Genomic DNA, 10,646 nt, shown 5'->3' with positions numbered 1-10,646 from the left:
GTCCAGGCGCTGCGCCAGCGTCTCGCGATCACCGGCGATCTGCCGCGCGAGGCCGGCCTGTCCAACGCCTTCGATTCCTATGTCGACGGCGCCGTCAAGCGCTTCCAAGCACGCCACGGCCTGCCAGCCGATGGCGTTCTCGGCGAATTCACGCTGAAGGCGATGAACATCCCCGCCGATGTCCGCCTGCAGCAGCTGAACACCAATGTCGTCCGTCTGCAGACCTTCCCTGAAGACTTGGGCCGCCGTCACCTGATGGTCAACATCCCGGCCGCCTATGTGGAGGCTGTTGAAGACGGCAGCGTCGCGACGCGCCACACAGCGGTTGTCGGCCGTCTCAGCCGCCCGACGCATCTCGTCAATTCGAAGATCTACGAGGTCATCCTCAATCCTTACTGGACGGCACCACGCTCGATCGTCGAGAAGGACATCATGCCGCTGATGCGCAAGGATCCGACCTATCTCGAAAAGAATGCCATCCGTCTGCTCGACGGCAAGGGCAATGAAGTCGCCCCCGAGACCATCGACTGGAACGGCGAGGCGCCCAACCTGATGTTCCGTCAGGACCCCGGCAAGACCAACGCCATGGCGTCGACGAAGATCAACTTCTACAACAAGAACGGCGAGTACATGCACGACACGCCGCAGCAGGGCCTGTTCAACAAGCTGATGCGCTTCGAGTCGTCGGGCTGCGTCCGCGTTCAGAACGTGCGCGACCTGACGAACTGGCTGCTGCGCGAAACGCCCGGCTGGAACCGCCAGCAGATGGAGCAAGTGATCGCAACCGGCGTCAACACACCGATCAAACTCGCCGCGGAAGTTCCGGTCTATTTCGTCTATATCTCTGCCTGGGGCATGCCCGACGGCATCGTCCAGTTCCGCGACGACATCTATCAGATGGACGGCAATGCGGAGCTGGCGCTCGACACCACAGCTGGCATGGAACAGCCGGTCCAGTAAGCGGCGACCTCTGCATCGCAATTTGAAAACCGCGCTTTTTCGGGCGCGGTTTTTTTATGTCGGAGAAGCGGTTCTTGAGATGGCCGCCAAAGATCGGCACGGAGCGACCGCAAAAGAGCGTGAGCGCGCGCTTTGCTCAGCAAATGTCGTTCTTCGTATTGCTCTCGCCACGGCGGAAGGCTAATACCTCAGCGCATTCCAGTTGAGGAGCCCGCCCATGACCAATGCTTCCACCGAATCCTTCTTCAATCGCTCGCTTGCGGACGTCGATCCGGACATTTTCGGCGCGATCGGAAAGGAACTCGGTCGCCAACGGCACGAGATCGAACTGATCGCTTCTGAGAACATCGTCTCCCGCGCCGTGCTGGAAGCCCAGGGCTCCATCATGACCAACAAATATGCCGAGGGTTATCCCGGCAAGCGTTATTACGGCGGCTGCCAGTTCGTCGATATCGCCGAGGAACTGGCGATCGAGCGCGCCAAGAAGCTGTTCGGCGTCAATTTCGCCAACGTCCAGCCGAATTCCGGTTCGCAGATGAACCAGGCCGTGTTCCTGGCGCTGCTGCAGCCCGGCGATACCTTCATGGGGCTCGACCTGAACTCGGGCGGCCACCTCACGCATGGTTCGCCGGTCAACATGTCCGGCAAGTGGTTCAACGTCGTCTCCTACGGCGTGCGCGAAGGCGACAACCTGCTCGACATGGATGAAGTCGCCCGCAAGGCCGAGGAAACCAAGCCGAAGCTCATCATCGCCGGCGGCACTGCCTATTCCCGTATCTGGGACTGGAAGCGCTTCCGCGAGATCGCCGACAGCGTCGGCGCCTATCTGATGGTCGACATGGCCCACATCGCCGGCCTTGTCGCCGGTGGCGTTCATCCGTCGCCGTTCCCGCATTGCCATGTCGCGACGACGACGACCCACAAGTCGTTGCGCGGCCCGCGCGGCGGCGTCATCCTCACCAATGACGAGGATCTGGCGAAGAAGTTCAATTCGGCTGTCTTCCCCGGTCTGCAGGGCGGCCCGCTGATGCACATCATCGCCGCCAAGGCTGTGGCCTTCGGCGAGGCGCTGCAGCCGGAATTCAAGGATTATGCCGCCCAGGTGGTCAAGAACGCCAAGGCGCTTGCCGAAACGCTGATATCGGGCGGCCTCGACGTCGTCTCCGGCGGTACCGACAACCACCTGATGCTGGTCGACCTGCGCAAGAAGAATGCCACCGGCAAGCGCGCCGAGGCAGCCCTCGGCCGCGCCTATGTCACCTGCAACAAGAACGGCATCCCCTTCGATCCGGAAAAGCCCTTCGTTACCTCGGGTGTGCGCCTCGGCGCTCCGGCCGGCACGACCCGCGGCTTCAAGGAAGCGGAATTCCGCGAGATCGGCAATCTGATCGTCGAGGTTCTCGACGGCCTGAAGGTCGCCAATTCCGATGAAGGCAACGCCGCCGTCGAAGCCGCCGTGCGCGGCAAGGTGGTCAGCCTCACCGACCGCTTCCCCATGTACGGCTACATGGGATAAGGAGTAGGGATGCGCTGCCCCTATTGCGGTTCGGAAGATACCCAGGTCAAGGATTCGCGCCCGGCGGAGGACAACACGTCCATCCGCCGGCGGCGCATCTGCCCGGATTGCGGCGGCCGCTTCACCACGTTTGAGCGTGTGCAGCTGCGCGAGCTGATGGTCATCAAGAAGACCGGCCGCAAGGTGCCCTTCGACCGCGACAAGCTGGTGCGCTCCTTCGAAGTGGCGCTGCGCAAGCGCCCGGTCGAGCGCGACCGCATCGAACGCGCCGTCTCGGGCATCGTCCGGCGTCTTGAAAGCTCCGGCGAGACAGAAATCTCCTCCGAACAGATCGGCCTGCAGGTGCTGGAAGCCATGAAGAGCCTCGATGATGTCGGCTTCGTGCGCTACGCCTCGGTCTATCGGGATTTCTCGCTTGCCGAGGATTTCGAGAAGGTCATTTCCGAAATCAACGCCAAGATCGCTCGCGACCCGCTGGACAGGTGAGCCATGAGCATCACGCTGCATGACGAACGTTTCATGGCGGCGGCGATCCGCCTGTCGCGCTGGCATCTCGGCCGCACCGCCACCAACCCCTCCGTCGGCTGCCTGATCGTCAGGGATGGCGTCATCGTCGGCCGTGCGGTAACGGCGCTCAGTGGCCGCCCGCATGCCGAGACGCAGGCGCTCGCCGAAGCCGGCGCGCTCGCCCGTAGCGCTACCGCCTATGTGACACTCGAACCCTGCTCGCATCACGGCAAGACGCCGCCCTGCGCCGAAGCACTGATCGCCTATGGCGTCGCCCGCGTCGTCATCAGCGTCACCGATCCGGATCCGCGGGTCTCGGGCCGCGGTATCGCCATGCTGCGCGAAGCCGGCATAGAGGTGGCTACCGGCGTGCTGGAGGCGGAGGGCCGGCACTCGATTGCCGCCTACCTCACCCGCCAGACGAAGAACCGGCCCTATGTGACTCTCAAGCTTGCCGTTTCCGCCGATGGCATGATCGGCCGCGAGGGAGCAGGGCAGGTGGCGATAACAGGCGCGGAGGCCCGCGCCCAGGTGCAGGCGCTGCGCGCCGAAACCGATGCGATCCTGGTCGGCATCGGCACCGCGATTACGGATGATCCGCTGCTGACGGTACGGACGCCAGGTCTTGAATCGCAATCGCCGATCCGCATCGTGCTCGATCCGTCTCTCGCATTGCCGCTGACCAGCAAGCTCGTCGAGACGGCGCGGGAAGTGCCGGTCATCGTGGTGGCGAGCGAGGAAGTATGGCCGTTGTCATCGAATGCGGAGGGATTACCCCCCTCTGCCCTGCCGGACTACCGGGATCGAGCCACGGGTCTCGACCCGTCCTTCGGACCCCCCACAAGGGGGGAGATCGGCAAGAGGCGCGATCCGAATTCCCCAGTTTCCGATGGTGATGGTTTCGCCTTGAGGCAAGACGTAGGGCAAGGGGCTAACCCCGATCCGATCTCCCCCCTTGTGGGGGAGATGCCCGGCAGGGCAGAGGGGGGTGCCTCACCCGCTGACATGGACTCCCGCCGCGCAGCCCTCGAAGCCGCCGGCGTCGAGGTGCTCTACTGCAATCCCTATCATCCGGAAGTCCTGTTGCCGGCACTGGCGACGCGCGGTATTTCCTCGCTCCTGGTCGAGGGCGGTGCAAAGACGGCGCGGCTTTTCCTCGAGGCTGGCCTCGTCGACCGCATCCAGCTTTATCAGGCGCCTGTTGTGATCGGCGAGGGCGGTATTGAATCCCCGCTTGATGCAACCGACATACCATCGGGTTTTTCCCATGCGGGCACGCTGATGTTCGGCGAAGATCGCCTGGACGAATACGAAAGAGGGCTTTGATGTTCACCGGAATAGTCACCGATATCGGTACGATCGAATCCGTTTCGCCGCTGAAGGAGGGCATCAAGCTCCGCGTTGCGACGAGTTACGACCCGGCAACCATAGATATGGGCGCATCCATCTCTCACTCCGGCATCTGCCTCACCGTCACCGGCCTGCCGCAGGAAGGCAGCAACGGTCGCTGGTTCGAGGTCGAGGCCTGGGAGGAGGCGCTGCGGCTGACGACGATCGGCGCCTGGCAGGAAGGCAGCCGCATCAATCTCGAACGGTCGCTGAAGATCGGTGATGAACTCGGCGGCCACATCGTTTCCGGCCATGTCGACGGCAAGGCGGAAATCCTATCGGTGACAGCAGAAGGCGATGCCACGCGCTACCGCTTGCGCGCGCCCGAACATCTGGCGAAATTCGTCGCCCCCAAGGGTTCGATCGCACTCGACGGCACCTCGCTAACGGTCAATGCGGTCGACGGCACGGATTTCGACGTGCTGCTCATCCGCCACACGCTCGAGGTCACCACCTGGGGCGATCGCAAGGCCGGCGATTTCGTCAATTTCGAAGTCGACACTATGGCGCGGTATGCCGCCCGGCTGGCCGAATTTCCGAGCACCTGAATCAAAACCTGTAACGGTTTCCAGGGTGACACCACGACAGGCATGCTGGCGCGGAACATCATCAGGCGCTCGTCGACGCATCCAACTGCACGTCTGCGATGCGGCGACGGCCCGATAGCTCACCAATCCGGGGACAGCTTCGTCAGATACTGGCCGTAGGCGCTCTTGCCGAGCTTCTCCGCGAGCTTGGCGAGGTCGTTCTGCGAGATGTAACCCATGCGCCAGGCGACTTCTTCGGGGCAGGCGATCTTGAAGCCCTGGCGTTTCTCCAGCGTGCTGACAAAACCTGCGGCATCGAGCAGGCTGTCCGGCGTGCCAGTGTCGAGCCAGGCATAGCCGCGGCCCATCAGCTCCACGAAAAGCTGGCCGCGCTCGAGATAGGTGCGGTTGACATCGGTGATTTCCAATTCACCGCGCGGTGATGGCTTCAGGTTGGCGGCGATATCGACCACCTGCTGGTCGTAGAAATAGAGGCCGGTCACCGCCCAGTTCGATTTCGGCTTCTTCGGCTTCTCCTCGATCGACAGCGCATTCATCTTTTTGTCAAAGCCGACAACGCCATAGCGTTCCGGATCGGTGACGTGATAGGCGAACACCGTCGCGCCTTCCTCACGACTCGTGCCGGATTTCATGATTTCCGGCAGTCCGTGCCCGTAGAAGATGTTGTCGCCGAGAACGAGTGCCGAGCTTTCGCCGTGCAGGAAGTCGGCGCCGATGATGAAGGCCTGGGCGAGGCCGTCCGGGCTCGGCTGTACGGCATAGGTCAGCGAAATTCCCCATTGCGAGCCGTCGCCGAGAAGGCGCTTGAAGGCTTCGACGTCGTGAGGCGTGGTGATGATCAGAAAATCCCTGATGCCGGCGAGCATCAGCGTCGTCAGCGGATAGTAGATCATCGGCTTGTCGTAGACCGGCATCAACTGTTTCGAGACGGCCTGCGTGATCGGATGCAGACGCGTGCCCGTGCCGCCGGCGAGAATAATCCCCTTCATGCCCATCTCCCTAAAGACCTTTATTCAAAAGGTCCTGCATGACAATCTTCATCGACTGCTTCCACTCCGGCAGCCGGATTCCATATGTTCCGGCGAGCTTGTCGCCGTTGAGACGTGAATTGGCGGGACGCTTCGCCGGTGTCGGATAGTCCGCCGTCGGGATGCGCTCGACGCCGACGTTTCTGCCGCCGGATTTAGAAAGCTCCGTGAATATCTCTTCGGCGAAGTCCGCCCAACTTGCCTCGCCGCTGCCGGTCAGGTGAAAAGTGCCGCGGAGCGATGGCTCAGGGTCCGCTACGATACGGGATGCGATCGCAAGAATCGCGTCGGCGATGTCGAGTGCCGAGGTCGGGCATCCTGTCTGATCGGCGACAACGCGAAGATGATCGCGCGTCTCGGAAAGCCGCAGCATCGTTTTCAGGAAGTTGGCGCCAAAGGGCGAATAGACCCAGGCGGTGCGCAAGATGACGTGGTTCGGGTTCGCCGCCGCGACGGCCTTCTCGCCCGCGAGCTTCGAACGCCCGTAGACGGAGATCGGCGCGGTCGCATCCTCTTCGGAATACGCGGAGGCCTTGTCGCCGCTGAAGACGTAGTCGGTCGAAATGTGGATGATCGGAGCCCCGATCCGCACGGCAGCCTCGGCAACCGCCCCGGCGCCTGCCGCGTTGACGGAAAAAGCAAGCTCGGGTTCGCTCTCGGCTTTGTCGACCGCCGTATAGGCGGCCGCCGAGACGATCACATCCGGGCGCAGGGCCGAGAAGGCGGCTGCGATGCTTGCAGGATCCGCAAGGTCCATTTCCGGGCGCCCGACCGCGCTGATTTCGACGCCCGTTTCGGCGCCACGTCTGAGCAGCGACTGAACGACCTGGCCCTGTTTGCCGGTGACGGCAATGCGCATCGCTTATCGTCCCTTGAAAACGCCGAGGCGTTCGCCGGAGTAGACGTTTTCGCGCAGCGGCCTCCACCACCATTCGTTTTCCAGGTACCAGTGCACGGTCTTCTCGATGCCGGTTTCGAAGGTCTCTTGTGCCTTCCAGCCGAGTTCGCTTTCGAGTTTGGAGGCGTCGATCGCATAGCGTGCGTCGTGTCCGGGGCGGTCCGTGACGTTGGTGATCAGACGTGTATGCGGTCCCTTGTCACTGTAGACGCCGTCGAGAATAGCGCAGATGCGATGAACGACATCGATGTTCCTGCGCTCATTGCGGCCGCCCACATTGTATTTTTCGCCGGGGCGCCCTCTGGATGCGATCGTGAAGAGCGCGCGGGCGTGGTCTTCGACATAGAGCCAGTCGCGGACATTCGCACCATTGCCGTAAACCGGAAGAGGCTTGCCCTCCAGTGCGTTCAGGATCATCAGCGGAATGAGCTTTTCCGGGAAATGGAACGGGCCGTAGTTGTTGGAGCAATTGGAGACGACGACGGGCAGGCCGTAGGTGCGGTGCCAGGCGATCGCCAGATGGTCGCTCGCGGCCTTGGAGGCGGAGTAGGGCGAGGACGGATCGTAAGGCGTCGTCTCCTCGAAGAGGCCCTCGTCGCCGAGTGAGCCGTAGACCTCGTCCGTCGAGACATGCAGAAAGCGGAAGGCGCTTTTGCGGCGAGCGTCAAGCCCATCCCAATAGTGCCGTGCGGCATCCAGCAGGCTGAATGTGCCGACGATGTTGGTCTGAATGAAATCGTCCGCGCCCGAGATCGAGCGGTCGACATGGCTCTCTGCCGCGAGATGCATGACGATATCAGGGCGGAAGGACGCGAATGCTTCCTGCATCCCGGCGCGGTCGCAGATGTCGGCCTGCAGGAATTGATAGTTCGGCGCCGATTCGACGGATTTCAGCGATGCCAGATTGCCGGCATAGGTCAGCGCGTCGACATTCAGCACCTCGGCGCCGATCTCGCTGACGAGATGGCGCACCAATGCCGATCCGATGAAGCCCGCTCCGCCCGTGACCAGTATGCGCATCGTGGATCAATCCTTGGGATGCTGTGCTGAATAGGTAAAATGGCTTGGCAGATCGGCGAGCCGCGGCAGCGTCTTGTCCTTGTCGGACGATACCATGTCTCTCTCATCGAAGGGCCAGCGGATGCCGATCGCCGGATCGTTCCACGCGATGCCACGATCATGCTGCGGGCTGTAAGGTGCGGTTACCTTGTAGCTGATGATGCTGTTCGGCTCGAGCGTTGCGAATCCGTGTGCGAAACCGGCCGGTACCCAGAGCTGCATGCCGTTTTCCGGCGAGAGATCCTGAGAGAGCCATTTGCCGAAGCTCGGTGATCCCCAGCGGATATCGACGACGACATCCATGATCCGGCCGGCAAGGCAGCGCACCAGCTTGCCCTGTGCGAAGGGTCGTATCTGGAAATGCAGCCCCCGGACGGTGCCAGCCTGCGCCGAAAGCGATTCATTGTCCTGGATGAACGTGACGTCGGCCACATTTTCCCGGAACCAGGCATCCTTGAATACCTCGGAGAAGTAGCCGCGGTGATCGCCGAAGCGTGGCGGCGTGATCGCAACGATGCCCTCGATGGCCGTCGTCTCAATACGCATGACTTACCTTTTCTGCGCCTTCATCAAGCGCCCGCCCTCATGACGCTCATCAGCATGTCCGCCTGCGAGCGGCTCTGCATGGCCGCAAGGCCCTTCGCGGCAATGGCATCGCGCTCGTCGGCATCTGCGATCAGCTTGTAGCAGCGCTCGATCATGTCGTCGTAGGGCTCGATTGCCAAGCCGCCGATGAAAGGCTGGAGGTCCGGATCGCGGATGTCGCCTTCCGTCAGCACGCAAACGCGATTGGCAAGCAGATAGGAAATGCGGACGATCTCGAAGACGCCGCTCGCATAGTGATGGATGTTTATGACGATCTTGGCGCGGGCAATCGCCGCATCACGTTCCGCACCATAGATGTTGAAGAGATGCACGACCTTGAGCCCACCCTCTTCAAGCGTCTTCAGGATGTGGTGGCGGCGCTCGTTCATCGAGCCATAGAAGAGCACGTCTATATCCTTGACGACGGCATGCTGGATCTGGCTCAGGCAACTGTTGTAACCGATTTCGAGCACACCGGCGTGATCGATACCCTTGGCGGCAAGGTTTTCGCGGTTGCGCGGGCTGTAGTCGAGCACCGGCATCGCCCGCAGGATCGACATATAGCGCGAATTGATCCAGATGCTTTCTTCGGACACCTGCTCGAGATTGATGATGACACTGTCCTTCGGCAGATGATCGACGATTTCGGCCGGAAGCAGGTTGCCGCCATAAATGATCGGCGCACGGTCCGCGAACTCGTTCATGTCTCTGACGATCGGTGCAGAACCGCCCAGCTCATGGAAGGCACCCTGCAGACCGAGCGCAACCTCGTCGAAGGCGTGGCTGTGACTGTAATTGGCAGGCGTCACGATCCAGATGCAATGGCGATCCTTGTGGGCCTGCCATCCGCCGGCAAAGGGCTGCAATGCGTTGCGAAGCGACTGCTCGATCCTTTGGGCGGCGGGTGTCTCGGTACGCACAGCCTGCTGCGGCGCCGGGGAGGCGCCGGAAGGCTGCGGAGCATAGGCATGCATCAGTTCGCGGCCACCCGTGAACTGGCCGCGCGGCATCCAGGCCGGCGGATCATCGGCGAACCAGATAAGGTGCGGCTGCTTGATCAGTGGTTGGCGGCCCTCCTGCCAAGAGGCCAAGTGGGCCTCGTCGGGGCTCTGAAGAAAAGCTTCCTTGGCGGTGAAGAGACCATGCAGCATCCGGCCGAGACGGACACCGAACTTCCACTCGAAATCGGCAGGCGCCGGCACGAAGGCGGCGATCTTCAATCCGGAGGCGGCAGCCTGCTGAACATAGAGCCCGAGCAGACGCTCGATCACGAAGGGGCGCATCGTCGCGTTGGCGTCGCGTGAATACTGCGCCGAACCGGCATAGGCAATGCCCGCTGGCGTGCCGCGGCGCGCTTCATTTTCCAGCGATTCCAGAATGCCTTCGCAAAAGGCGAAATATCCGGACCAGAACTTCCTGTTGCCGCAGAAATAGTTGCAGAACATGAAGGCGGTTTTGTCTTGCGGCGGCGCGATCGGATAGCCGAGCTGCTGGATATGCAGGAAGATCGGCTCCATGCCTGGACGGCCGCCAAGCAGCGAATGCTCCCAGACGTTGCTGTAGATCGCGGCGTGGCCGATCAGCGGATTGTAGAGATAGGCGTCCGCACCTTCCGCCCTGGCCTTTTCCGCCTCGGCAACGAAGGATGGGAAGCTCGTGACGGACTTCATCTCGAATTTGCTGGACAGCAGTCCCCAGAACACGTCCTCGCCGAGGCCGATCGCCTCGTGCTGCGCATGCAGGATACGGAAGAGCTCGTATTCGCGGGTCGCAGCCTGCGGGTTGAATGAGATGTCGAGTGGTACGGCAGCCCCGTCGAGCTGGCTGCGCTGCGAAGGGCCGAGATAAGGCTGGTAGATAATGACGGACCCCGTGCCGGCAGCTTTCTCGGTGAGAAGCGCCAGATCAGGAAGACCGGCGGGCAGAGCGGAAACGGGCTGATTGATCGTCAAGGCATCATCCTCAGTGCATGGTCGCCGTCTCCGCGATTCACGAAACGGCATTCGGGCTGGTCTAGGAGCCGACTATTGGACGTGAAGCTTGCGCCACACTGTTTCCAGGACTTTCTCTGGTCAGCCTGGAGGGATTGCAGGGGCTCGACCTATCCGGGGTCGGTTTTCTCTACAGCGCCGCGCGTCTTTTCAGACGCGCAAAGG

Annotated in this window: 10 protein-coding genes; 5 read left to right on the top strand and 5 right to left on the bottom strand. The window is 62.0% G+C overall.

The annotated features are described in order from the left end of the window. From FY112_RS04420 to FY112_RS04400, 5 genes are all read left to right on the top strand, one after another. A partial coding sequence (locus tag FY112_RS04420; RefSeq protein WP_151517809.1) for a L,D-transpeptidase family protein occupies positions 1–960 on the top strand: 960 nt, incomplete at its 5' end. Positions 961–1,177: 217 nt separating this feature from the next. Further along, complete coding sequence (glyA, locus tag FY112_RS04415; RefSeq protein WP_011651299.1) at positions 1,178–2,476, top strand: serine hydroxymethyltransferase; 1,299 nt, start codon at positions 1,178–1,180, stop codon at positions 2,474–2,476. Positions 2,477–2,485: 9 nt separating this feature from the next. After that, positions 2,486–2,962: a transcriptional regulator NrdR gene (gene nrdR, locus FY112_RS04410; protein WP_003547190.1), complete on the top strand. Its 477-nt coding sequence runs from the start codon at positions 2,486–2,488 to the stop codon at positions 2,960–2,962. Positions 2,963–2,965: 3 nt separating this feature from the next. After that, positions 2,966–4,309: a bifunctional diaminohydroxyphosphoribosylaminopyrimidine deaminase/5-amino-6-(5-phosphoribosylamino)uracil reductase RibD gene (ribD, locus tag FY112_RS04405; RefSeq protein ID WP_151517808.1), complete on the top strand. Its 1,344-nt coding sequence runs from the start codon at positions 2,966–2,968 to the stop codon at positions 4,307–4,309. Next, on the top strand, positions 4,309–4,920 hold the full coding sequence (locus FY112_RS04400; RefSeq protein WP_026158618.1) for a riboflavin synthase: 612 nt from the start codon (positions 4,309–4,311) through the stop codon (positions 4,918–4,920). Before ribD ends, FY112_RS04400 begins: the two co-directional genes overlap by 1 nt. A 119-nt stretch (positions 4,921–5,039) precedes the next feature. Here FY112_RS04400 and rfbA read toward each other — a convergent pair whose 3' ends face one another. From rfbA to FY112_RS04375, 5 genes are read right to left on the bottom strand one after another with little or no spacing between them, the layout of a single operon-like run. Then, complete coding sequence (gene rfbA / locus FY112_RS04395) at positions 5,040–5,909, bottom strand: glucose-1-phosphate thymidylyltransferase RfbA (RefSeq protein ID WP_026158619.1); 870 nt, start codon at positions 5,907–5,909, stop codon at positions 5,040–5,042. 10 nt (positions 5,910–5,919) lie between these two features. Beyond that, the gene (gene rfbD / locus FY112_RS04390; RefSeq protein ID WP_151517807.1) at positions 5,920–6,807 is read right to left on the bottom strand and encodes a dTDP-4-dehydrorhamnose reductase; all 888 of its coding nucleotides are present in this window, start codon (positions 6,805–6,807) and stop codon (positions 5,920–5,922) included. Between the two features lie 3 nt (positions 6,808–6,810). Continuing rightward, positions 6,811–7,866, bottom strand: coding sequence for a dTDP-glucose 4,6-dehydratase (rfbB, locus tag FY112_RS04385; RefSeq protein WP_151517806.1), 1,056 nt, complete (start codon positions 7,864–7,866; stop codon positions 6,811–6,813). 6 nt (positions 7,867–7,872) lie between these two features. Further along, positions 7,873–8,451, bottom strand: coding sequence for a dTDP-4-dehydrorhamnose 3,5-epimerase (rfbC, locus tag FY112_RS04380; protein WP_017959871.1), 579 nt, complete (start codon positions 8,449–8,451; stop codon positions 7,873–7,875). A gap of 23 nt (positions 8,452–8,474) precedes the next feature. Beyond that, entirely contained in the window at positions 8,475–10,442 is a 1,968-nt protein-coding gene (locus tag FY112_RS04375) for a glycosyltransferase family 1 protein (RefSeq protein WP_151517805.1), read from the bottom strand. Positions 10,443–10,646 lie beyond the last annotated feature (204 nt).

The sequence above is a fragment of the Rhizobium sp. PEPV16 genome (genome assembly GCF_008919455.1).
GTDB lineage: Bacteria > Pseudomonadota > Alphaproteobacteria > Rhizobiales > Rhizobiaceae > Rhizobium > Rhizobium leguminosarum_Q.
This window is presented reverse-complemented; position numbering and strand designations above follow the sequence as displayed.